The 22,584-nt window shown below is 60.5% G+C and carries 18 protein-coding genes and 1 pseudogene; 9 read left to right on the plus strand and 10 right to left on the minus strand.

Annotated features, from left to right (window positions below; all coding sequences use genetic code 11):
• Positions 1 to 627 precede the first annotated feature (627 nt).
• Both ACFQX9_RS28345 and ACFQX9_RS28350 read right to left on the minus strand, forming a co-directional pair.
• Positions 628 to 1,302, minus strand: coding sequence for a response regulator transcription factor (locus ACFQX9_RS28345; RefSeq protein WP_085402319.1), 675 nt, complete (start codon positions 1,300 to 1,302; stop codon positions 628 to 630).
• Positions 1,274 to 3,367 carry an ATP-binding protein gene (locus ACFQX9_RS28350; protein WP_204512636.1) on the minus strand — a complete coding sequence of 698 codons (2,094 nt, stop codon included), beginning with the start codon at positions 3,365 to 3,367 and terminating at the stop codon, positions 1,274 to 1,276. Before ACFQX9_RS28350 ends, ACFQX9_RS28345 begins: the two co-directional genes overlap by 29 nt.
• A 985-nt stretch (positions 3,368 to 4,352) precedes the next feature.
• On the opposite strand from ACFQX9_RS28350, the gene ACFQX9_RS28355 reads away from it, so the two are divergent.
• The 8 genes from ACFQX9_RS28355 (at position 4,353) to ACFQX9_RS28390 (ending at position 12,929) form a co-directional block, all read left to right on the plus strand.
• Positions 4,353 to 4,691: a hypothetical protein gene (locus ACFQX9_RS28355; RefSeq protein WP_204512635.1), complete on the plus strand. Its 339-nt coding sequence runs from the start codon at positions 4,353 to 4,355 to the stop codon at positions 4,689 to 4,691.
• Between the two features lie 404 nt (positions 4,692 to 5,095).
• Positions 5,096 to 5,863 carry a gluconate 2-dehydrogenase subunit 3 family protein gene (locus tag ACFQX9_RS28360; RefSeq protein ID WP_204512634.1) on the plus strand — a complete coding sequence of 256 codons (768 nt, stop codon included), beginning with the start codon at positions 5,096 to 5,098 and terminating at the stop codon, positions 5,861 to 5,863.
• A 12-nt stretch (positions 5,864 to 5,875) separates the two neighbouring features.
• Positions 5,876 to 7,642, plus strand: coding sequence for a GMC family oxidoreductase (locus tag ACFQX9_RS28365; protein ID WP_377791178.1), 1,767 nt, complete (start codon positions 5,876 to 5,878; stop codon positions 7,640 to 7,642).
• A gap of 13 nt (positions 7,643 to 7,655) precedes the next feature.
• A complete protein-coding gene (locus tag ACFQX9_RS28370; protein ID WP_204512632.1) occupies positions 7,656 to 8,903 on the plus strand; it encodes a cytochrome c in 1,248 nt (415 codons plus the stop codon).
• Positions 8,904 to 8,930: 27 nt separating this feature from the next.
• Positions 8,931 to 9,155: a hypothetical protein gene (locus tag ACFQX9_RS28375; RefSeq protein ID WP_204512631.1), complete on the plus strand. Its 225-nt coding sequence runs from the start codon at positions 8,931 to 8,933 to the stop codon at positions 9,153 to 9,155.
• An 831-nt stretch (positions 9,156 to 9,986) separates the two neighbouring features.
• Entirely contained in the window at positions 9,987 to 10,112 is a 126-nt protein-coding gene (locus ACFQX9_RS28380) for a hypothetical protein (protein WP_283842365.1), read from the plus strand.
• Between the two features lie 66 nt (positions 10,113 to 10,178).
• On the plus strand, positions 10,179 to 10,910 hold the full coding sequence (locus ACFQX9_RS28385) for a peptidoglycan-binding protein (RefSeq protein WP_377791179.1): 732 nt from the start codon (positions 10,179 to 10,181) through the stop codon (positions 10,908 to 10,910).
• Positions 10,911 to 11,168: 258 nt separating this feature from the next.
• A complete protein-coding gene (locus ACFQX9_RS28390; protein WP_377791180.1) occupies positions 11,169 to 12,929 on the plus strand; it encodes a peptidoglycan-binding protein in 1,761 nt (586 codons plus the stop codon).
• 317 nt (positions 12,930 to 13,246) lie between these two features.
• On the opposite strand, the gene ACFQX9_RS28395 is transcribed toward ACFQX9_RS28390, so the two are convergent.
• Positions 13,247 to 13,444 (minus strand): hypothetical protein, encoded by a 198-nt coding sequence (locus ACFQX9_RS28395; protein WP_204512627.1) that lies wholly within the window; start codon positions 13,442 to 13,444, stop codon positions 13,247 to 13,249.
• A gap of 885 nt (positions 13,445 to 14,329) precedes the next feature.
• Between ACFQX9_RS28395 and ACFQX9_RS28400 the strand changes: the two genes are divergently transcribed.
• Positions 14,330 to 14,893 (plus strand): DUF488 family protein, encoded by a 564-nt coding sequence (locus ACFQX9_RS28400; protein ID WP_204512626.1) that lies wholly within the window; start codon positions 14,330 to 14,332, stop codon positions 14,891 to 14,893.
• A gap of 304 nt (positions 14,894 to 15,197) precedes the next feature.
• On the opposite strand, the gene cax is transcribed toward ACFQX9_RS28400, so the two are convergent.
• The 7 genes and pseudogenes from cax to ACFQX9_RS28435 all read right to left on the minus strand — a co-directional run bounded on the left by cax (position 15,198) and on the right by ACFQX9_RS28435 (position 22,275).
• On the minus strand, positions 15,198 to 16,256 hold the full coding sequence (gene cax, locus ACFQX9_RS28405; protein ID WP_311979603.1) for a calcium/proton exchanger: 1,059 nt from the start codon (positions 16,254 to 16,256) through the stop codon (positions 15,198 to 15,200).
• Between the two features lie 47 nt (positions 16,257 to 16,303).
• Positions 16,304 to 17,347 (minus strand): AI-2E family transporter, encoded by a 1,044-nt coding sequence (locus tag ACFQX9_RS28410; RefSeq protein WP_204512625.1) that lies wholly within the window; start codon positions 17,345 to 17,347, stop codon positions 16,304 to 16,306.
• Between the two features lie 85 nt (positions 17,348 to 17,432).
• A pseudogene (locus ACFQX9_RS28415) lies at positions 17,433 to 17,513 on the minus strand (BA14K family protein); the annotation flags it as partial.
• A gap of 571 nt (positions 17,514 to 18,084) precedes the next feature.
• Positions 18,085 to 18,837, minus strand: a complete 753-nt coding sequence (locus ACFQX9_RS28420; protein ID WP_231190011.1) for a carbohydrate ABC transporter permease — start codon at positions 18,835 to 18,837, stop codon at positions 18,085 to 18,087.
• Between the two features lie 94 nt (positions 18,838 to 18,931).
• The gene (locus ACFQX9_RS28425) at positions 18,932 to 19,861 is read right to left on the minus strand and encodes a carbohydrate ABC transporter permease (RefSeq protein WP_204512624.1); all 930 of its coding nucleotides are present in this window, start codon (positions 19,859 to 19,861) and stop codon (positions 18,932 to 18,934) included.
• Between the two features lie 11 nt (positions 19,862 to 19,872).
• Positions 19,873 to 20,904, minus strand: coding sequence for an ABC transporter ATP-binding protein (locus ACFQX9_RS28430; protein WP_204512623.1), 1,032 nt, complete (start codon positions 20,902 to 20,904; stop codon positions 19,873 to 19,875).
• A gap of 78 nt (positions 20,905 to 20,982) precedes the next feature.
• Positions 20,983 to 22,275 (minus strand): ABC transporter substrate-binding protein, encoded by a 1,293-nt coding sequence (locus ACFQX9_RS28435; RefSeq protein ID WP_204512622.1) that lies wholly within the window; start codon positions 22,273 to 22,275, stop codon positions 20,983 to 20,985.
• Positions 22,276 to 22,584: the final 309 nt, after the last annotated feature.

A 22,584-nucleotide genomic window follows, 5' to 3' on the forward strand; every position in this document is an offset into this window, starting at 1 on the left:
TTGCGCAGTGAGATGGGTGCGCCGCACGTTACATCGGAAGCTGACGCTCAAGAGTCCGGGAAAATCGACGTGCCGCGATCTCCAGCGCCGCGATACAAAGAGCCGTGAACAACATACCGAGCACCAGGAGCACCGCGACTGTATCCATGATCGAGCGAGTTCCTGCAAAGGATCGGGGCGACGAATCTGACTTCGTCATTCCTCGGTGTCGGTTGCCACACGCCTATTGCCGTCAAGCAATCGCGTATGCCGAGAACAGAAGGCAGGTGAGATAGATGCAAGCGAGGCAAATGCCAGCGGTTCTCGCCGTGCGGGCATCTAGCCGCGAGCTCGTTCGGGTAGCGAGCCCGGGCAGTTTCTCATACTGTGCAAAGAGCTGGCGACCGGCACGTCCTCGAAAAAGTACATTTCTCATGTGTGCCTCCACACAAACCTGATCCGATCCAACAAGGTGCGGAGCGCAGAAGCCGGAAAGAACGTGGCCGGCGATCCGCGTTGGTTCTCTCGTCCGCTTCACGCAAGATAGTGGACGGCGTCCCATCGGTCAGTCAGGAGATGAGCGGGGCTTGTCGGGATAATCCTGACGTCCGCACGTACGCACGGCCGTTTGGCCCACCTACTTCCCGGTCAAACTTGATCCGCACTCTTTCCCGAATGGCTCAACCAGCCAAGGGCCACGCCGTAGCGCACTATGTCGGCACGCGTGAACAGTCCGAGCTTTTCGACCGCCCTGGCCTTGTAAGTTTCGACGGTCTTGATGCTGATGCTTAGCTGAGTGGCAATTTCCTTGTTGCTGAATCCTTGTGCGATGAATCTGAGGACCTCACTCTCGCGCGGTGTCAGCTCGCCGGCTGTGGAAGCGCCGGAAGACGAGTGGGCGCCCTGCGCCGATGGAAGTGCTTTCTCCGCTATTGCTGGATCCAGATACAAACCACCGCCAGCGATCGCGCGAACTGCGCGCTCGAGTTCGTCGGCCGCAGAGCGCTTCAGCAGATAGCCGCGAGCTCCCGCTTGCAGCATCGGCTGAACGTAGGCGTGATCCTCGTGCACGGTCAGCGCCAGAAGACGAACTTGAGGAAGCTGCGTCGCTAAGGTGCGAGCAACTTCGAGGCCACTGATACCGGGAAGTGAAATGTCCAGGATGGCAATGTCCGGTGTGGCCTGGCGAATGATGTCTAGGGCGGCCTGTCCATCCGTTGCTTCCCCGACGATCTCGATGTCATGCACGTCCTGAAGCAACGCCTTCATTCCGGCCAGAACAAGCGGATGATCGTCAGTCAACGTGATCCGGATCGGGCACATAGCCCATCTCCTCTATTGGCACCGGTATTCTCATGAAAAGAGAGGTGCCGTGGCCGGGTTCAGATTCAATCGCCAAAGATCCACCGAGCAGCGTGAGGCGCTCCTCGATGACGGACAGGCCCAATTTTGCGTGGCGGCTCTCACCCTGCGAGAATTCCTGAAAGTCGAAGCCGTTCCCGTCGTCTTCGACGACGATCCTAAGCTCCGTTGTGCGTCGGTCGATGACCACGCTGACGTTTCGAGCTTGCGCGTGTTTGACCACGTTGTTCACGGCCTCCTGGACGGCGCGGTAAACCGCGATTTCGACGTCCTGGCCGAGACGATCTCTTCTGCCCAGAGGCTGAAAATCAACGCTGATCCCGAACCGGCGCCGGATCTCCGCGCAGAATGCCTCCAGCGCCTTGTAAAGTCCCAGGTCATCAAGGGCGGTCGGGCGCAGGTCAGAGGCGATTTGATGGATATCGCGCCCAATTCCTCTCGCGAGTCCTTGCAGCCAATTGAGCCTCTCCAATCCGAGCTTGCGTTTGGGGCTCGTGCCCAGAAGCGGCTCCAGGTTCTTCAGACCGAGAAGTAGACCTGTGACCGTCTGGCCGATCTGATCGTGAAGCTCTCTTGCGATTCTACGGCGTTCATTTTCTTCCGCTTCGGAAAGACGTCGAAGCAGTTGCTGTCGCTCCAGCTCGGCTCGCTTGGTCTCGTCGATATCCAGAATGACGCCATACACGACGTCCAAGTTCTTATCATCGATGCGAGACAGCCGCCCGCTGGCCCGCAGCCACCGGCTGTGAGGGGGAGCGGTCCGGAAATCAGCAATCGCCACGTTTCCCGAACGGCAACTCAGCAAGGAAGCCTCAAAGTTCCGCTGGTCGGCGGGATCAATACAGCTCAGTATCCGATCGATCGGAAGGATCGTATCTCCTTCGGAGCGCGAACCGTCTATCCGGAGCATCTCTCGGGCGCGGGGCGACACGATCGCTTCTCTGCTCGCAAAATCACAGCTGAACACGCCGAGATCTGCGGCATCAATCGTCAGCCTCCGTCGCTCTTCACTTGCGCTGAGTGCCAATGCTGCCTGCGCTTCTTGCTCGCGCCGGCGAAGCGAAATGTCGCGTATGGTGTACCAGGCCAAAGTCAGAGCCAACACGAAGCTCAATACCCCACCCCCGGCTAGGAAAATGGCTGAGCGCTGGACGGGACCATTCAGTTCCTGCGTCGGTATTCCGAAATGGACCGACCATCCGCTGGTTCCGGGGATGACTTTGTAGATCGAGTCGACTTGTTCGCCGGCAGGCGTGGTTTTGACGTAGCTTCCTTCTGGCGCTGAGGCTATCGCCTGGCGGACCGTAGCGCTGGCAGATTGTCCGAGTTCGGATTGTTCACCGAAGGTGCGGGCGACGATGTTCCCCTTGGCATCGACCACGAAACCGACCCAGCCGGCCGGGGCTCCTGCGCTCTTCAAAATCTGGCTTATTGCATCAGGCACCAGGGCCACCGTGAGTACAAACTTCAATTGCCCATCGCGCTCTACAGGGGCCCTGACGGCCACCACGCGTTTGCCGGTGATGGGACCACGTGGCCCAATTCCGCCGATCGCCGGCTTTCTCGTTTTCAGGATCTGTTCGAAATTCTCTCGGTCGGCGGTGGCGCGCATCCCATCTCCGAGTGGACGGCTGACATCAAGCACCTGATTCCCATCAGGATCGACGAGCTGAATCGTCTGCCAAAGAGGACGTGCTTCGTTGACACGCGTCGCTTCGCGATAGAACGCGTCAAGGTCCGGCTTGTCGAGTGTTGCGGACGCCGCGACGGTCTCGGCGATCTCGAGCTGGAGACTGATTTCGGAGGCAAGCCGGTTGACGACGCTGTCGAGCGTCTCCACGGCGGCAGCCTGAGAGCCCCTGCGCTGCTGCTGCGCGTTCAGGAAAACGACCCAACCCGCAAAAAGCGCAAGAGGCATCGCTGCCGCGATGAAGACGAGGATCAAGGGGCGGCGGGCTGCGCGCCGGGAGATTGAGGTGGGGGCCTCCTTGCCGGTGGGTATCAAATGAGACAGCAAAACGCCCACGTGCTGGCACTTCCTCGATGTTTTCTGGGTCAGGTTTTTCCCGACAGGACTAACGGACGCCCGACTCCCAGCATCGCTCGACCCGTCCCATCGTACAGGCAATCATTGTTGCGGTCTAGAATCGGGAATTGACATGGAACATCAGCATTGCCGCTGCTGCCGAGCGAAGGAGATCGTAGGGACGGAAATGTCATCGCAAGAAATCAAAGTCCGAACCGATATCGAGGTGCTGGTTGGGGCCTTGGAAGAGGCACAAAGGCTTCTTGCGACTTACGAGAGCCCTTGCTGCAATCGTAGCAGGGACGACATTCTCGCTATGCTCGAGTTCGTCATATGCGACCCTTCCGTGAGAACTGCGCTGCTTCGTCAAAGGAGCGCAGCCGCCCTAGGGGATAGGTCTTGCGCGAGAGCGCAGCTCCCAACCAAACGAAACTCCCGAGCGTGCTAAAACGGGCGACACTTTGTATCCGTTCTTTGCCACTGTGTTTGTGATCGACGCGTCCAGAGTTTTGCTGCGTGGCGCCGCGGCGGGTGAAGGCTCCGACTGTGAGTGCGGCATCCGTAGTGGCCTAGCCGAGGCCGCCGGGGTATCAACGTCAGCTGACCCTTAATTCACTGGGGCATGCTGCTAGAAGCGATTATCTTCGGCCCACGCGCAGCAGCGTGCTCCATGACGAAACCCGGTGGCCCTCGAAAATCGTCAAGAGAGGTGCCCTCGACAAGAAGCCATACTCTGCGTCTGATCGCAGCTCCCTGCCTCCCGGAATGGGAGGCGCTCAGGATAGTTGTGCGCCAGAGTACAAACCGCCTCGTGGGTCGGGAGCGCGAGGCCTTACCATCTGTGTTCGCTTACGTACCGACCTTTACTCGGCGTCGGCCCTAAGTCTCGGAACGTAGTGGCCGCCCGTTAGCTATATGGATGTTAAATCCTCCAAGTTGGAAAGGTCATCACATGAACAGGATGCTCATTGCGGGTTCGGCCGTCGTGCTGATGGCGCTGGCGACCCCCGCCGCCGCACAGAACGCCACGAACGGATCTCAGGCCTCATCACAACCTTCCGGTAACTCGAACCAGAATCTTGCCGCGGCGCAAAAGATCCAGCAGGATCTGCAGAAGGCCGGCTTCACCGACGTCAAGGTCGTAGCCGAATCCTTCGTCGTGCAGGCCAAAAGCAAGGACGGCAATCCGGTGCTGATGACAATCGGCCCGCATGGAATGTCGGTTTTCGAAGCCATGAATGTGAATCCGCCCGATTCCAAGTCGGGCAGCTCATCTCAAGGGACCACCGGGTCGAATTCGCCGCGGCAGGGCACTTCCAAATAGAGGCCGAGACGCCGGAGTGCTCGTTCGGAGGGAACACGACATGCAGCGGTTGGCTCGGCGAACTGTCCGAAAGAGTCCGAGAAAACGCCGGCGTCGGAGTCCTGACGTACAGCTCTCCTCGCTCCCCGAGCGGTTGAAGCAACTGGCGGACCGAGCAAAACGGGAGGCTGCTGATCTGCCTCCCGGCGAAGAACGGGAGAGCTGTCGTCTCAAGGCAGCTCAAGCGGAGAACGTGTTGGAGTTCGTACGCTTGCTGCAGAGCCAACCTTGAGCTTATCACATGGTGCGGGACCGTACCAACCTTCGATAAGCCGCCGGCTACCGTGCGAACCCGCGGTTCTCGCGAGCCGTTGATTGCTTCTCGTAAGTTGTTGGAGCCTTCACGAAGGTATAAGGGGCCCGCGATGGCGAACACAGAACGAGCCGCGAGTCCTGGCCTCAACCGCCGCGCGCTACTCACTGCGGGAATTGTCGCCGGATCCTCCCTGGCAATTTCTTCCGGCAGCGCAACGGCTGACACAATCTCGCAGCAGGTCCCCTGGGCGCCGGGCGAAGCCAACAACCCGGCGCCAGTTGCCACCGGCGGCTATCAGTTTTTCACCCAAGACGAAGTTGCCTGGGTGGATGCGGTTGTTTCCCGATTGATACCCAAGGACGAGCTAGGACCGGGCGCGCGTGAGCTTGGCGTCACGGTCTTCATCGACCGGCAGCTTGCAGGAGCGTACGGGCGAGCCGAACGCTGGTACATGGGTGGCCCTTGGGCAAAGGGCACGGAAACTCAGGGCTATCAATCACGGATGGCGCCAGCCCAATTGTATCGAGCCGCGATCAAAGCCGTCGATGGCTATTGCCGAAACGGGTTCGGTGGAAAGGCTTTCGTGGACCTCGGCGCGGAGCAGCAGGACAAGGTGCTCGGCGACCTCGAGGAGGGAAAAGCAAAGCTCGAGCAGGTCGACGGGAAGGCATTCTTCAAGCAGCTCCTCCTCAATACCCAGGAAGGATTCTTCGCAGATCCCTTGTACGGCGGAAACAAGAATATGGCAGCCTGGAAGATGATCGGCTTTCCGGGCGCGCGATACGATTACCGTGACTTCGTCAGTAAGCACGGCCAGCGCTACCCATTACCGCCGGTGTCACTCTATGGCCGTCCCCATTGGACTCCGAAAGGATAGGGAGACCTCAAGATGGCTACCAAGCTCCCTCCCGTGGATGCGCTCCTCGTTGGGTTCGGCTGGACCGGCGCGCTGCTCGGCCAGGAACTGAGTGATGCCGGGCTGAACGTCGTGGCACTTGAGCGCGGTGGCTGGCGGGATACGACGACCGACTTTGCCACAACGTTCATTCAAGACGAGCTCCGCTATTACTATCGCCATGCACTCTTCCAAGAGCCTGCGCGTGAGACGCTGAGCTTCCGAAACTCGAGGAGCGAGACCGCTCTACCAATGCGCCAACTCGGCTCCTTTCTCCCAGGGACGGGCGTGGGCGGGGCGGGAATTCATTGGAATGGACAGAACTGGCGTTTCCTGCCGAGCGATTTCCTCGCCCGGAGCCACAACACGGATCGCTACGGCGCGGCAGCAATACCACAGGACATGACTATCCAGGATTGGGGCGTCACGTATGACGACCTGGAGCCGTACTTCGACAAATGGGAGTACCTCTGCGGCATCTCGGGCAAAGCCGGAAACATCAAAGGTCAAATCCAGCCCGGCGGAAACCCGTTCGAAGGCCCGCGGACCAGAGAGTATCCCAATCCTCCCATGGAGATGACGTACGGCCCGACACTCTTCGCGCAGGCCGCGAATGACATCGGCCTAAAGCCGTTCCCGGCTCCCTCCGCCAACATGTCTCGCGCTTATACCAATCCACTCGGGGTGCAACTCGGCCCATGCACCTATTGCGGGTTCTGCGAGAAGTTCGGCTGCGGGAATTACTCCAAGGCAAGCCCGCAAACGACGATTCTGCCGGTTCTGCTTCGCAAGAAGAACTTTGCGCTCAAGACGGAGTGCGAGGTCATCAAGATCAACCTCGACAGCGACAGGAAACGGGCGGTCAGCGTCACATATGTCGATACCCAAGGTGAAGAGTACGAGCAGCCAGCTGATTTGATCGTTCTCAGCGCGTTCGTTCTGCACAACGTGCATCTGCTGCTGCTATCGGGGATCGGCACACCGTACGACCCGAGCACTGGAGCAGGTACGCTCGGCAAGAACTACGCCTACCAGATCGTGTCCAGTGTCGACGTATTCTACGACGACAAGATACTGAACCCGTTCATCGGCGCCGGCGCGCTGGGAATGGTCGTTGACGAATTCAACGGAGACAACTTCGATCATTCCAATCTCGGGTTTTTAGGAGGCGGCTATATCGCCTGCTGGAACACGAACGGGCGGCCGATCGAGACCCATTTGGTGCCTGACGGGACTCCGAAATGGGGCGCCAAATGGAAGAGGGCGGTCGTCCGGGACTACCTCAGGTCGATGTCCGTCGCCACGCATGGCGCCGTCATGAGCCATCGAGGAAACTACCTCGATCTCGACCCGACATACCGCGATTTCCTGGGCAGGCCGTTGATGCGGATGACCTTCGACTACACCGACAACGAGCACAGAATGTCGGATTTTCTGACCGGCAAGGCAGAGCAGATCGCCCGGGCCATGAAGCCGCGGGAGATCAGGAGCAATCCCCGTAAGGGACATTACGACATCACGCCATACCAGACGACGCACAACACCGGCGGTGCGATCATGGGTTCGAACCCGCGGGACAGCGTTCTCAACCGCTACCTGCAACATTGGGACGTTTCGAATCTTTTTGTGATGGGGTCGTCCACTTTCCCGCAGAACCCCGGCTACAATCCGACAGGTACTGTTGCCGCGCTGGCGCTGTGGTCCGCGCAGGCCATCAGAACGCAGTACCTCAAGAATCCCGGCCCGTTGGTTCAGGCGTAAGGAGATCGGGAAGATGTCATCCAGTGCTCTGAAACTCGTATTGCTTGCTTCTTCCTGCGCCTTTGCTTGTTTCGCTTCGCCCGCTCGCTGCGAGCAGTTGTCCTTCGGCCAAGTAGAAAGAGGACGCTATCTGGCCGCGGCCGGAGACTGCGAGGCCTGCCACACGGCACCCGGAGGCAAGCCATTTGCGGGCGGCCGCGCGATTCCGACCCCGTTCGGCACGATCTACTCGGCGAACATCACGCCGGACCGAAAGACCGGGATCGGCACTTGGTCCGATGATCAGTTCTATGGGGCGCTACATCAGGGAATTGCTGCGGATGGAAGCTATCTCTACCCCGCGTTCCCATATCCCTGGTACACCAAGGTGACGCGCGAGGATTCAGATGCGCTCCACGCCTTCTTGAGCTCGCTTGAGCCGGCATCAAAGTCCCTTCCGCCGAACGATCTTGTTTGGCCGCTGAATGACCGGTTCGTCATGAGGGGGTGGAACGAACTGTTCTTCCGGGCAGGAACATTCAAGCCGGACGACCAAAAGTCGCCCGAATGGAATCGCGGAGCATATCTGGTCGAGGGCTTGGGACATTGTGGCGCCTGCCACACGCCCACCAATGTTCTGGGCTCCGCAGAGAAGCAGTCCGCCTTGCGCGGCGGCAAGCTGCAGGATTGGTACGCCCCGAATTTGACGGCCGACGTTCGGTCGGGGTTGGGGCAATGGAGCATCGACGAGATCGTCACGTTTCTCAAGACAGGCCGGAACGACCGAACCGTCGCTTACGGTCCCATGTCGGAGGTGATCACCTTCTCGACCTCGAAGCTGAACGATGACGATCTCAAGGCTATGGCGACTTACCTCAAGGATATTCCAGCAGCTACCGAGGACAACAAGGTTGCTGAGCCAGATCCGAAAGCTATGGCCGCCGGCGGAGCGCTCTATGTCGACAATTGTTCGGGATGCCACCAGGCCGAAGGCCAGGGCGTGTCGGCTATGTTTCCGCGGCTTCAGGGAAGCAGCGCCGTACAGGACCGGGACCCGACCACTATCATCAGGTTGATCCTGAATGGTGCGCACGCGGCGACGACTGATGCCCGGCCGACGCAGGTATCGATGCCGGCCTTCGACTGGAAGCTTTCGGACCAGCAGATTGCAGACCTCGCTACTTACGTCAGGAACGCTTGGGGCAATTCAGCAACTCAAGTAGCCGCATCCCAGGTGGGAGAGTTGCGTCGTTCAACTCCCCAGGAGCTCAGTGGCCGATAGGTATTCTGCTTCCGGAGGAGAAAACCCATGAAGTCCAAGAACTGGTTCGGCGTACTGATCTGCGCCCTCACGCTCGTGCTGGTAGCTCCGGCTTACGCTGGGCGAGACAAATCCAAGGAGACGCCAGGAATGGCCGCATACCACGCTACAAAAGGCGCCTTCAAGCGTGATCGAAAAATCACCCGGCACATCCTTCGGAGCGAGCGGGAAAAACGGGAGCACCATGACCGCCACGCAACTTCCTCTCGTTAGCAGCTTTCAAGGTTCTCCAAACACTCCGGTCTGGCGGTGCCTCCGCAGGTTCATGGCGCTACGTTGACTGCGCTGCGAGACTTACCGGGGGGTCCTCAAGCCGGAAGAATGAGGAAGAAACCGAGTGCTGCGCAAATGATTAGGCTCAACGTAGCGAGATTTGTCCCGCTTACTGGAACTGAGGCGGCGCGCTGGGAAGCTACGCTTGGATCCCAGGACGTAACCGGCCCGGCGGCAGTGGCCGCAATGCAACGCCGATCATGATCGGCGGAGCCGCTCTCCGAGTCGGCCCCATATAGCGGGATTGAGGCGCGGAGCCCGGAGTGCGTAGGAGTCTGAGTTCAATCATCTCTACGCCGGTGCGGCGATGTTCGCCTTGACGCATCTCAAGTGCGAATGGGCCGGCCCTCGGTATCTATCGGATCGCGCAACACGGCTACTCTCCTTCTCAGTCTCGCTTCCTGCTGCATGGCCCTAGTTAAGCCGAACGGCACTTGCTCCACTTACGTCAAAAGTTCAACTCAGCATGCCCGGACGCATCGGGAAAAAGCGGAAACTTTTTGACCTCGGAGGACGTTGATCAAACCTAACATCTCCGCTTTGGAGCTTGAGAATGGTCGACGCCGTGGGCGTCCGCACGGCCGTAGAAACAGCTTGGTCGATCTTTCGCGCGACCCACGACGGTGTCGATGCCGCCGACCGCCGTCGGTGCTTGCCCGGGCGACATCTCCAAAGGAGATGCGAAACGCGCAGAGAGGACATGGAGGAGCTCGCGAGCTTGCGACTTGCGTACCTCGCGCGTCTTCCTGAAGGCGAATGCTGAGGCCGCTGATGAGATTGGCGGAGCGACTCGCCGCCCGTACCGCGCTTCCAGAATGGACCCTCCTGGCGATGTCCTATCTGATGTCGGGTGCCGTTGTCTGGGTCGTGCGGGCGTTCTTCGTAGAGGCCGGGTAGAAGGCGGGACCAATGAAAGGGCACAGCATGTGGTCTCGGAGAGGATACCCGATCCTGGTGTTGGTCTTGATGCTCGCTGCGAGCCCGGCCTGGAGCGCCGGACTGAGCCCCGAAGCGATCAATTCGGCTGAGCCTTCGAAGAAATCGCTGTCCAGGGACAAGGCGACGCCCGCCGGTGTCCGATTGCAGGTCCTGCTTGACAGGGCGCACTTTTCGCCGGGCGAGATCGACGGCAAGTTCGGACAGAATGCGAGCAAGGCCTTGCGTGCGTACGCTGAAGCCCAGCAACTGCCGAGCGCCGATCAACCGACCGACGATGTCTTGAAGGCGCTGCGCGTTGATAGTCGGCCGATTACTTCCGATTACATGATCACCGAGAAGGACGTGGCCGGTCCATTCCTCGAGAAGCTTCCATCGACGATGGAGGGCATGAAGGATATTCCGAAACTCAGCTATACCAGCCCCCGCGGGGCGATTGCCGAGAAGTTTCACATGAGCGAGCAGCTTCTAACAGCCCTGAATTCCGGAAAGAAGTTCGAACGCGCGGGCGAAGCCATCGTCGTGGTGGACACGGGCGGCACGGACGGCGAGGCCTCCAAGACCGACAGGGTCGAGGTGGACAAGACCCGGCAGACCGTCAAGCTCTTCGACAAATCGAACACACTGATCGGCGGGTACGCGCCGGCTTACTACGGGCCTCGCTATCGTCGTGTCATTCGGCCCGCGTTCGCCTATTACGGTGGTCCCTATGCGCGCCGCGTCGTCCACCACGATCGCTGGCATCGCCACCACTGGTGATCACGGCTCCTCAAAGCCTTGGCTCGGCTCCGAGCGCACATGCGCCGAGCCGAGCTTCTCGAGGCGCATCGTCCCGCAACGTGCCACTGGTCTTGGGCTACTCCGTGGTTGGATCGCCGGACGTAACCGAGGTGCAAGGAGATCCAAGGAACGATTGCATCTCCTCCCGGTTGCCCGCGACGGACACCCCCGTCGAAAGGGCGTCGGTTGTGTCCTGTTTCATCTGAGAACACACGAACGATCGAGGAGGAGTTTTTGATGTTGAAGAGAGTGAAGAGTAGGTTGCTGGTCACGACGGCGGTACTGCTTGCGAGCGTGGGCTTCGCGTCTGCGCAAGGCGTGGGCGGTGGCGCGGGCAGCGCCGGCGGCGCGGCGACCGAAAAGGGAATGTCGGCGGGCGGTCATTCCGGCGGCGGGATGGGCAGCGGCGCATCCAGCCGCGAAGGTACTTCCCACAACGATGGAGTAACGCAGGGCCGCGGGTCCGAATCTCGCGACAGCGGCCGAGCCGAAGGACCATCCGCGCCAGGCGGCGAGTCCAGCCGGGCGCAACGCGATGAATCCGGCACGCAGGAGCGTGGCCACGCCGGAGGTCAGCGCGACAGCAGCAAGGATCCGACGGCGGGCCAAGGGCGAGAGTCTGAGCGTGACAATGCGCGCCACTCGCAGGACTCCAGCAAGGAGCAGCGCGACAGCAACAAGGAGCGCGCGCAGCAGCACGGCCAGAAGGACAAGGATCAGGCGGCCGGTCAGAACAAGTCCGAGCGCGACAACACGCAGCGGACGGAGGACCGCTCGCAGGACAAGGGCAAGGCCGACGCAAAGGCGGACAACAAGGCTGACAACAAGTCCAGCCCGCAGAGCGGATCCGGCCAGAGCGCGCAGGAGCGGGATCCGAACTCCGGCACCAACCAGAACGCCGCCCAGGGCCACACCAACACGCAGGGTCAGACCCAGAGCCAGACCACTGCCAACAGCCAGATCCAGACCGAGAGCGGCAAGACCGTGTCGGCGCAGCAGCGCACGACACTGCAGCAATCGGTTCTGCAGGCCAGCAACGCTCCGCGCGTTAACGCGAGCTCGATCAACTTCCAGGTTCGTGCCGGCATCGCGGTCCCGCCGAGCGTGACCATCGCGTCTGTCTCGACTTATCCGGCGCTGATCGACGTCTTCCCCGCCTATCGCGACGATAGCTTTTTCGTCGTGGAGGACGAAGTCGTGATCGTCGACCGTGATCGCCGCATCGTTGACGTAGTCCCGGTCGGTCCGCGGGCGCGCTTCGCCGGCGCCGGTCACGGCGGCGGCGGCGCGAGCAGCGGCGGCAGCACGATGGCGGTGGTCGATCTTCCGCCGGACGACATCCGCGTCATCCAGCGCGTGTTGATCGAGCGCGGTATCCTGCATGGTGAAGCCGACGGCATCTGGGGTCCGGAAACCCGTGAGGCAATCACGGTGTATCAGCGTCAGCAGGGAATCGCGGTGACCGGCAGCATCGACATGCGCACTGTGTCGTCGCTCGGCGTCTCCGGCCGGCTGAGCCAGCAGGCGAGCCAGAGCATCCAGTCGCAGTCGTCGACCGGGGCTCAGACCTCGACCGGCACCCAGACTCTGACGGGCACTCAGACCTCGACAGGTCAGGGCCAGAGCGGCACCGGTACCGCTCAGGGCCAGACCAGCCAGCCGTCGAACCAGCAGAACGCGACCGGTCAGACGCCGAGCCAGAACTCGGGTCAGGCGCAGAACCAGCCGTCTTCGACGGGGCAGAGCTCACCCAGTCCGTCGGGTACGACGGGTCAGTCGCCATCGCAAACGGAAGCTCGTCGACGGCCAACCAGCCGAGCGCAAACCAGCCGAGCGCGAACGAGAGCAGCTCTCCTGGTTCGTCGGGCTCAGGTCCGAGCAAGAAGTGATCGCCTGGAGCAGGCCAATGAGGGGTCCCGCTTCGGCGGGGCTCCTTTTTGTTTGCCGCCACTAGCGCGGCGCAATGTCGTTTTTCGCGGCCTTTGCATTTCAGTGTGACGGCCCCCAGGAAATAAGAGGCACGTCGAACTCATGAGGCTGCACGTTTGGCCTGCGGCATGGTGCCGGGAACGATCGGCAATCCGCGTACCTCGCTCCCAGCATTGCCTCGAGCCTTGGGAGTGAAGCCTATCGCGTCAATAGATTAACCGCCCGGGCTGAAGGGCCCCGAGCCCTTTTGGGCCGGCTATATTAGGATGTCGCTCGCAAGCCGAGAGCCCTCGCGGCAGCGTTCCCGACGCTGAAGCCTATTGTGCGGCCGAATTGTCGCTGCGTCTGCGACGATGCTCGACGGGCCGGTCGGATGTGAAAGCGGACTACTTAGGTGGCGGCTCGGGAGGAGCTGGCCTCGCCTGATCCGATGCTCCCGTCTGTGATGCAAGCTCGAGGCCGATTTCGAGCTCCATAATGATGTCCTGCAGCAGCCGCGTCGCCAGGGGATCGGTGGTGCCGGCCCGCATCTCCCGGAGGCGGGTCAGCTCTTCAACTGTCTTCTGTTTTTTCTCGAAGGTCATGCAAGTAGCTCCGAGTCCTTCTACGTCGATGCCGGATTTCGGTTGCACCGGCCCTGAAAAATCGAAGTGCGGTTCGGGCTAGGCGTCGATCGCACGTCATCGTTCCCATGTGCGTGGTCAGCAGCTTGATAAACCGAGTTCCTGGTCCGCTCTTCACCTCGCTTGAGCAGCGACGCCGTCGGCCGGGACGCAGACCAGGGTCCGATCCTCCTTGGCGGGCACGTCGACCTTGACCGGTACGGAGCGACCGCTGGAAAGACGCATTTGAAGCCATCGGTGACGAGTTCGTCGACGATGAGCCCGATGGACGCTGCCTGCGAGGTTCGCGCCGAGCGCAGCTTGGCGAAAAAAGCGATGGCGACCAGCCATAGGGTAAGAACTACCTGAGCCAGATCGGGAGATCCGATCGCCTGTTCAGCAAGCGATGCACAGTCGCTTGCATAGCTGGCAACGGACTGGGCGGGGACCCGGGTTCCCCTACGCTTCGTTCTCCAGACATCGTCCGGAGCGCGGCGGTAGACGTGGATGCTATTCGCGGGATCGTCGGCTCTCGATTCCCGTGGACCCGGGGATCATGTACGCCTATCCGGTGGCCCCAGCGTGGCCGCGCTCTTCTAGCAATCACGGGCTTGGCGTTCCCGGGCGAACCAATGAAGCCGACCGTCGAGTCGCTGCGACGGCACTGAAGGATTCCGGAGAGCCTTGAATCCTGATCGGCGCATTGGACCCATCATGCCGCCGCAAAGTTCCAATTCTCGGTTCATCAGCCTCCTCTCGAAGGAGGGATCGGCCGCTGCTGACATTCCGCTCGAATCCGACGCCGAGGCGCTGGCGTGCGGCGGATCAAGCCCCAAATTGGATTCTAGGTGGAGAGGAAGATTCGGAATGGCACACCCCTTCTACACTATCGGTCACGGCACGCGGCCGCTGGATGAATTCGTCGGCCTGCTGCGAAGCGTCGAGGTGACTCTGCTTGGCGATGTGCGCACGATGCCGCGTTCCAGCACTAACCCGCAGTACAACCGGGAGCTACTCCCGGATTCCCTGCGGCCGCATGGCATACAATATGAGCACATGGCCCCGCTCGGGGGGCTGCGCAGTCGCGTGCGCGAGGTAGCGCCGGAGGTGAACGCGTTTTGGACGAACAAGAGTTTTCACAACTATGCCGACTATGCCATGAGCGAGCGCTTCCGTGGCGCGCTTGATCATTTGCGCCGGCTGGGCGCAACCCAGCGCTGCGCCATAATGTGCGCCGAAACGGTGTGGTGGCGGTGCCACCGGCGGATCATCACCGACTACCTGCTCGCCGCCGGTGAGCAGGTGTTTCATATCCTCTCAGCGGCAAAGATCGAACGAGCGATCATTACCGAGGCGGCTCGGCCGCAGGATACCCGCCTTTTGGTGTACCCGGCCGACCCGCCGGCGCACCCGGACCTGTTCGCCGACTAACTTCCAAGGAGGCGTTTCGCCGCCAGAGATCTGCCAGCTTGCCCACTCAATGACCGCGGATGGCGCGATGGAGATATCCTCACACGATGAGGCCACGACGGGACGGACTGTCTCGACCATGTCGAGACGGAAGGACCGCCAGCGTCGATTCGCCGGCGACCGCGCAACTTCGGGTCAGCCAGGCAGCGCAGGGCTCTCGAGCGCTTCGGTCTGCGGCGCCTCCGAGCAGCGCACAACGGTGAAGGCGTGCAAGGCACCGCGCGTCCGGGCTCGGTTTGAGGTCCGATAGCGTCAGCAGGGGCGGTCACCCTGGACCAATGAAGAAGAAACCGAGCCCGAATAGCAAATACACGCCCACCAGAAGCAGGCCCTCGAACCAGGTGGTCTCGCCGTCGCGTGCGATCGCGTTCACGATGAATGCCGTGCTCGCGATTGCAAACAGATAGAGCGGATTGCCGAACACCAGGCTCATGGGCTTTGCCATGAACGCCGAGATAAGGACCAACAGCGGCGCGACCACCAGCACGAGTTGGATGGCGGATCCAACGCAGATGTTCAACGCGGCCGTCATGTTATCGCGGTGAGCGAACCAACTCGCCGCGAAGATGTCGGCGCTTGTCCCGACGAGGGCCAGTACGATCACGCCAAGGAAAGTCGGCGAGATGCTGAGCGCTGTGGCCGTCTGGGTCAGCACGTCAGAGAGGATTTCGGCTTCGATCGCGATTATCGCGGTGCAGCCAACTATGATGCCGATCGATAATGCCAGACCCCACGCAGGATCGCCCTCAGCTTCTTCGTCGGCGAAGGCGTCTCGATGAGTGATCAGTGTGTAGACGATGTTTCCTGCATAGAGCAGAAGCAAGACTAACGATGCACCTAGGCTCAGCTCCTCATCGGTAAGTCCGATGTTGTGCAAGTGATCCTGCCGACCCGTATAGTCGAACACCGCCGGCAAAAGCAGTGCGATAACTGATAGAATCAGCAACGTCGAAAGCAGCCCGGCCTTGGCTGGGTTAAATGTCTGCCGCTGCCGCGACAGGCCGCCTATCAGGATCGCAATCCCCAAGCCGAAAAGGCTCGTGCCGATGATCGAGCCGGTGATCTGGGCCTGAACGACGGCCGTTTCGCCGCTCGCAAGTATGAATAGAGCCAACACCAGTTCCGCGACGCTGCCGAACGTAACCATGATCAGGCCGCCGATGGTAGGTCCTGCGTGCCGCGCGAGCTGCTCCGTCCCGCGTCGGATCCACTCCGCCAGAACAGCAATCGCCGCGGCGCTGGTCACAAACCGCAGCGCCGGCGGCGCGGCCATGTAGGCAGTGCCGAGTGAGAGTGGGATCACAGCCATCAGCAGGAGGAGCACCCTCGATGGCCCGCCAGCGCAGTTCCTGGTGTGTATCTTCCCCCGCACTAGAAATGGTCCCGCGCTTGATGACGAGAAGTGGCTTGCGTTTGCCCTGAACCAGCGTGCGCAGTTCTCTCCTTTGGAGCCATTGTCTCCAGCGCGGCATAAATCATGACGCTGATAGGCGCGGCGAAAATTACGCCCGCCATCCCGAAAAGGCTGCTTACGGCCAAGATGCTGAACAAGATCATAGCCGGCGGAACGGCGATGAGCCGCCGTTGGATGATCGGGAGCAGCACGTTTCCCTCGATTTGCTGAATGGCAATGTAGGCCAGCAGGGTCCAAAGCAGCGTGGACCAACCCTGCGCGGTCGCGACGAGCAGCGCAGGCACCGCGGCAATGAAGGGGCCGGCGTACGGGATGAATTCGGCAAGCGCGGCGATGACACCCAGAGCGAGCGGAGATGGCAGGCCGATAAGCCAGACTGCCGCTGTCGTGAGCACTCCCACGAGTACCATCTGGATGGCCTGCCCGATACTCCAGAGCTGTAGTGAGTGGACGACGTGCTTGGCTGCCGCTTCTAGCGGGCTTGCCCATCTGCGAGGAAGCAACTTGCGGACTTCCTTTCGATATACCCCTGGCTGAGCCGCCATGTACGCGCCCATTGCGATCATGACCACCAAGGAAGCGAAGACGCTGCTGCTCACGCTGGCGATGTTGCCGGCCCAACTTGTGAGCGAGAGCTGGCTGGCATCCACGTGCTGCAGGAGTGAGACCCCCCAAGCGGAATTCTGCAAGGCGTCGGCGATTGTTTTGGCTGCGATATCCGCGCGCTTCAGCACGTCTTCCATCTCGCTCGATAGCGTGGTGCCGAACATATAGGCGGTGGCACCGAGCGATCCGAACAGAAGAAGCACGGCAAGCCCAACTGAACCGGCTCTCGGGATTCGGCACCAGCGCAGCGGCCGGGACAGAAGGTCCAGGACGACGGAGAGGAGCGTCGCGCCAACGGCCACCAGCAGCACCGACCGGAGATACCAGAGCAGGAACGGAACGGTCGCGATCGTCACCGCGATCGCGACGCGTTTGGTGAACTCGCCCGAGTCCATTCAGTATGTTCCTCGAGCAGGCCACATTTCGGGGGCGGGCCGGCTTGAGATCGGAATAGCCCGCTGCAGCGGTCTACCCGAACGGTTAGGGGCACGGATGCCGGACGCCATCGTAACCGAGGTATGTGCCGGATGCGGGATCATAGGATTGATAGCGCTGCACGCACTAGGTCATTGGCATCGGCTCTCGCATCGCTAATCGCGCTGCCAATCAGAGCTCCGGCGGCGAGGCCGCCGACCATGGCGGCACCGGGTGCGTAATGTCCGCGCCAGTGCGGCCGATTCAGGCCACGATGCCACGGCCGGTACTGCACCGGCTGAACGGATGCCGTCGCTCCAACCATCGGCGCCGCGAGCAAGGCCGAGGTCGAGTTAAAGGAAATCGCACCAGCAGTAGTGAGGACGAGAAGAAAACTTCGCAAGTTCATCCATGCCTTCGTGGCTGGGTTGTGTACGAATGCAACGATGTCTCGCGAGCTTGCGTTCCGATGAGCCTTTGGGGATCCAAGCGTCAGAGGGTCGCAGGTGCGCTGTTGCTCAGCGGCCCGCCAGGATACGTAGGCGGATGATCTCGGTCCGCCACCGTACAATACCTGACACCTGCCCGTTATGAGGGCACGCAGGCGAGGTCGCGACGACCGACACAGCAGCAGCGGCGCGTCACCCGTTTGCAGGCGCAATTCTGGCCTCCTGTACTCCTCGATCCTCCGGGATCGAGATGTTCGTCGCGGCCGTTACTATTTGACGGCGCCGCCGGTGATGCCAGAAATGAAGCGATCTAGGAACAGATTGTAGGCGATCGCCACCGGAGCGGCGGCGATCAGCGCACCCGCCATGATCTCGCCCCAGAAAAACACATCGCCGCGAATGAGGTCCGTCGACACGCCCAGCGTGATCGGCTTCTGGTCAGACGACGAGATGAAGGTCAACGCGTAGACGAACTCCTGCAGGGTCAAGGTGAAAGTGAATATCACCACCGTCAGGATTGCTGGGACTGACAGGGGGACTGCCATCTTGATGAACGCGCCAAAGAGGCTACAGCCGTCGACGATCGCTGCTTCCTCGATTTCGATTGGAAGCGCCTTGAAGAACCCCATCAGCAGCCACGAGCAGAACGGGATTGTGAACGTCGGATAGACCAGCACCAACGACCACATCGAATTTTGAAGGCCAAGTTCGGCAATGATTCGGGACAGCGGCAGAAACAGCAGAGTCGGCGGGACGAGATAAGTCAGGAAAATCGCGATGCCTAGCGCTTCTCCCTTTCGACTCGTCATGCGGGCCATGGCATAGCCTGCAGGCACGGCAGTAATGACCGTTATTATGACGACGCAGAGGCCGATGATCAGCGAGTTCAATAGCCAGCGCGCGAACAATGTCTGATCGAAGAGATAGATCACATGGTCGAGCGTCGGTCGTTGGTTGAACCAGAACGGGTTGTTGCCGAGATTATAGAGGTCGCTGTTCGGCTTGAATGCGGTGATCACCATCCAGTAGAACGGGAAGGTCGCAAGGATTACGAAAAACGCCAAGGCGACAAAGAACGCGACCTGGCCGAGCGAGCGGGTGATCGTGCGGGGCATTTCAGATCTCCCGCCGCCGAATGAAACGGAGCATGAATATAACGACGACCAGGAGCACCGGCAGCATGAACAGAGAGATGGCCGCGCCATGCGAAATGTCGCCTGAGACGATGCCGGTCTGGAAGCCCGCAAAACCCAGCACGGAGGTCGCCCCCACCGGGCCGCCCTGGGTCAGCAGAAATACAATGGATAGATCCGTAAACGTGAACACGATGCCGAAAATCAATCCGATCGCCACGATTGGCAAAATCATGGGCAGGATGATCTGGTAGTTGCGCCGCCAGAAGCCGGCGCCGTCGATCGTTGCCGCATCAAGTACGTCCTGCGGAACCGCGGTAATCCCGGCGAGAAAAATCACGATGGCAAACGGAAAGAAACGCCAGGCATTGATGATGATCACGCACAGCATTGCCAGATGGGGATCGCCAAGCCAGTTCGGCGCGTTTACGCGTTCCACGAGCCCCATGGCGATCAACGTCCACGTGATGACGCTGTAGAGCGAATCGAACATCCACCGCCAGGCAATCGTGGCGAGCGCAACGGGCACGGCGAACGGCAGGATGATTAGCGCTCTGACGATTTTGCGTCCGGGAAATGGCCGTAGCAACAGGAAGGCTCCGAACTTTCCGAGCACCAGCCCAAGCAGCTGGGATCCAAAAGTGAAGATGAAGGTGTTGGCCAAAGTGTGGGTGAAGGTCGGGTCTTGGATGATCTGCTCGAAGTTTGCCAGCCCGACAAAGTGCCACGTGGGATTGTAGAGAGTGTAGGCGCTGACCGAGTAGTAGATCGCCAGCAGCAGCGGCAACCCGACGAGCAAAAGGACGTAGAGGATGGCCGGTGCAATCAGGACCGCTTCCAGCGCATCGCGCCGATCGAGCAGAAATTGAAATCGTGTTGCCGGTCTGGGGAGTGTTTCAGCGACAACGACCATATACGCTCCGTTCAGTGTTGGGCGATTCGGTTGCCGCTGCTGTCGAAGTGCCGAAGAGAGCTCCTCTTCACCGCGAACGCATGCCACTCGCCGGTGCGGATACTTGCCTCGGCTACGTGCGCGCCAGGCAGTTTTGCCGTGATCAGTTGTTCCGAACTAAAGCCTTCTAGCACCCCGTATACGATCCGCTCCGAGCCAAGATATTCCGATCGATCAACCCGGAACGAAAACTCGGCTGCACTTTCATCTTCGACCATGGCCTTGGGTAGGAAGTTCTCGGGGCGGAAGCCGAGGTATTCGCCGCCATTTTGGGTTACGATGTTCATGGGTGGTGCGCCGACAAAGGTTGCGACGAAGAGGTCGGCGGGGTTGTTATAGATTTCGACCGGTGTCCCCACCTGGCGAATTTTTCCCTTATCAATGACGGCGATTCGGTCGCCCATCCCCATGGCCTCAACTTGGTCATGGGTCACGTAGATGGTGGTGAGGCCGACGCGCTGCTGAAATTGCCTGATCTCCTGACGGGCCGACGTGCGCAATTTGGCGTCAAGGTTGGAAAGCGGCTCATCGAGCAGCAGCGCGGTCGGTTCTCGCACCAGCGCGCGCGCCAGCGCGACACGCTGACGTTCTCCCCCCGACAACTGGCGCGGTCGCCGGTCGAGTAGATGGCCAATGCCGAGCAGTTGAGAGGCCCACTCGACCTTCTTGCCGATTGCGGCCCTCGAGACCCGCTGCGTGCGTAGCGGGAACGAGATGTTATTCCGCACTGTGTAGTGAGGATAGAGACCATAGCTTTGGAACATCATCGCCACGCCACGGGCGCGTGGGGGTATCTCGTTTACGATGCGGCCGTCGATCAAAAGATCGCCGCTGGTCTGTCTTTCGAGGCCGCAGATGATCCGCAAGAGCGTCGTCTTGCCACAGCCTGATGGGCCTAGCAGCACCATGAACTCCCCATCGGGGACCGTCAGACTGATTCCATTGACGGCAGGTACATCGCCCCCAAACGATTTGACAATGTTTTTGGCAAGTACTGCGGCCATTGCACATCCGGACTTCGGCTTGAGCCTCGTCCGTCCTCTCGTTTCCGACCTCGCACACACGCTATCCGCGGCCGAGGCCTAGCTGCCCTGCCATTTTTTGAAGACGGCTTCGGCTTGCTTGGCGGCCCATTTGACCGATTCCTCGGCAGACATCTGGCCAACGGCCGCCTTCGCCATCATGTCGCAGATGACGAAGTCGTTATAGACCTCGTCCACAGCAGGCCACGACGGCCCGGGATAGCCAGGAGCTGCCGACCAGGCATCCGAGCCCTGTAGCACCATGAGTTTGTCGTTTGGCGTAGAGGTCGGGTCGCTCGACAGGATAGGCATTGGCTTCGGCACGAGGTTGGCGAAGCAAGGATTGTTGTAGCCTTCGCTCGCCTTGAATGCCTCCGGCCAATGGTCCGCGTAGTACTTGAGAAAATCGATCGCGCCCTCCCGGTTCTTGGCGAAATTCCAGATGCCGTAGTACTCCGCCGAGCCGCCCATGATCTGGCGCGCCGGTCCCTTTGGCGGCATCATCACGAACGTGTCGTCGGCTCCTTTCGGATTAGTTTTCTGGAATGTCCGGTACGCCGAGATCGGGTTGATGATCATCGAGCCGATACCGGAGGCGAGGTAGCGGTTATTGCTGGAATCGTCCCACGACAGCACTTCGGGCGTCATAGCATCGTTATAGAGTGCCGCTGCGAACTTGACGGCTTCGACCGTCTCCTTCTTATCGAGCACGACATTCTTGCCAGCTTCGTCCTGAAGCGCGCCACCGAAGGCCCACAATAGCCCGCGCCAAGTCGTATTGGGGTCGTTACTATGGCCGAGCGAAATGCCCACCGGGTGACCTTTGGCCTTCAGCTTCGCCCCGCCTTTGCGCACATTGTCCCAAGTGTCCGGCGTTATACCGATCTCGTCCCACATGCTCTTGCGATACATCGAGGGAAAGCTGATGTAGAAATCGGGAAAGGCGGACCAGGTCTTGTCGTCCTGGTTGTAGCCGATCTGGCGGCCGATCGTGGAAATCTTGCCGTACTTCTTCTCGGTTGCCTCGACGAGGCCTGTCAGATCGACGAGGAATTTACGATATAGATGCGCTCCCCCGGAGCCGTTCCATCCGAAGATGTCGTGACCCGATCCAGCGGAGGCTTCGGCAGCTGCGCGTGCCGCAATATTCCCCACCGGAATGTGGTCGACGGCGACCGAAACGTTGTTCTTGTCGCCCCAATCTTTAGCAAATGCGTCGAACCATTTATCGTACTCGGGGACGAAGTGGCTCCACTGCACGATTGTCAGCGTCTTGGTATCGGCTAACGCCCGCGTCACGAATGGCGCGGAAATGAGTGGGGCAGCAGCAACCGCAAGGCCGGCCTGCTGCACGAAACGGCGTCTCGTGACGCGCGATCTGCGTCCTGTGTCCATCGTCGGTGCCTCCTCTGTTGATTGTCGGTGGGGTGAGGTGCCTCGGGCCGCCGCCTAGCATGAGCACCGGCTTTGGGACCACAATGCCGATGCTCTCACGCTTGGGTATCAGCGCTCTCGCTAAGGTGGCGAATGCCGTCGGTGGGCGGGTAGGGATCAGAGCTGCCCTACCGTCCACGCGCCGCTCCCAGCTACATAGTATGGCTACATCGGCTAGACGGTCGACGAAGTAATCGGCGGGGGTGCCGAGGGCATCGAAGCAATCAT

Source organism: Bradyrhizobium sp. GCM10028915 (genome assembly GCF_042666195.1).
Classification (GTDB): domain Bacteria; phylum Pseudomonadota; class Alphaproteobacteria; order Rhizobiales; family Xanthobacteraceae; genus Bradyrhizobium; species Bradyrhizobium canariense_D.

Coding starts and splice junctions, on each gene's coding strand:
- ACFQX9_RS28430 (WP_204512623.1), bottom strand. CDS start 20,904: ATGGCCGCAGTACTTGCCAAAAACATTGTCAAATCGTTTGGGGGCGAT.
- ACFQX9_RS28400 (WP_204512626.1), top strand. CDS start 14,330: ATGGCACACCCCTTCTACACTATCGGTCACGGCACGCGGCCGCTGGAT.
- ACFQX9_RS28365 (WP_377791178.1), top strand. CDS start 5,876: ATGGCTACCAAGCTCCCTCCCGTGGATGCGCTCCTCGTTGGGTTCGGC.
- ACFQX9_RS28390 (WP_377791180.1), top strand. CDS start 11,169: ATGTTGAAGAGAGTGAAGAGTAGGTTGCTGGTCACGACGGCGGTACTG.
- ACFQX9_RS28380 (WP_283842365.1), top strand. CDS start 9,987: ATGAGATTGGCGGAGCGACTCGCCGCCCGTACCGCGCTTCCAGAATGG.
- ACFQX9_RS28360 (WP_204512634.1), top strand. CDS start 5,096: ATGGCGAACACAGAACGAGCCGCGAGTCCTGGCCTCAACCGCCGCGCG.
- ACFQX9_RS28370 (WP_204512632.1), top strand. CDS start 7,656: ATGTCATCCAGTGCTCTGAAACTCGTATTGCTTGCTTCTTCCTGCGCC.
- ACFQX9_RS28375 (WP_204512631.1), top strand. CDS start 8,931: ATGAAGTCCAAGAACTGGTTCGGCGTACTGATCTGCGCCCTCACGCTC.
- ACFQX9_RS28395 (WP_204512627.1), bottom strand. CDS start 13,444: ATGACCTTCGAGAAAAAACAGAAGACAGTTGAAGAGCTGACCCGCCTC.
- ACFQX9_RS28410 (WP_204512625.1), bottom strand. CDS start 17,347: ATGGACTCGGGCGAGTTCACCAAACGCGTCGCGATCGCGGTGACGATC.
- ACFQX9_RS28345 (WP_085402319.1), bottom strand. CDS start 1,302: ATGTGCCCGATCCGGATCACGTTGACTGACGATCATCCGCTTGTTCTG.
- ACFQX9_RS28425 (WP_204512624.1), bottom strand. CDS start 19,861: ATGGTCGTTGTCGCTGAAACACTCCCCAGACCGGCAACACGATTTCAA.
- ACFQX9_RS28420 (WP_231190011.1), bottom strand. CDS start 18,837: ATGGTGATCACCGCATTCAAGCCGAACAGCGACCTCTATAATCTCGGC.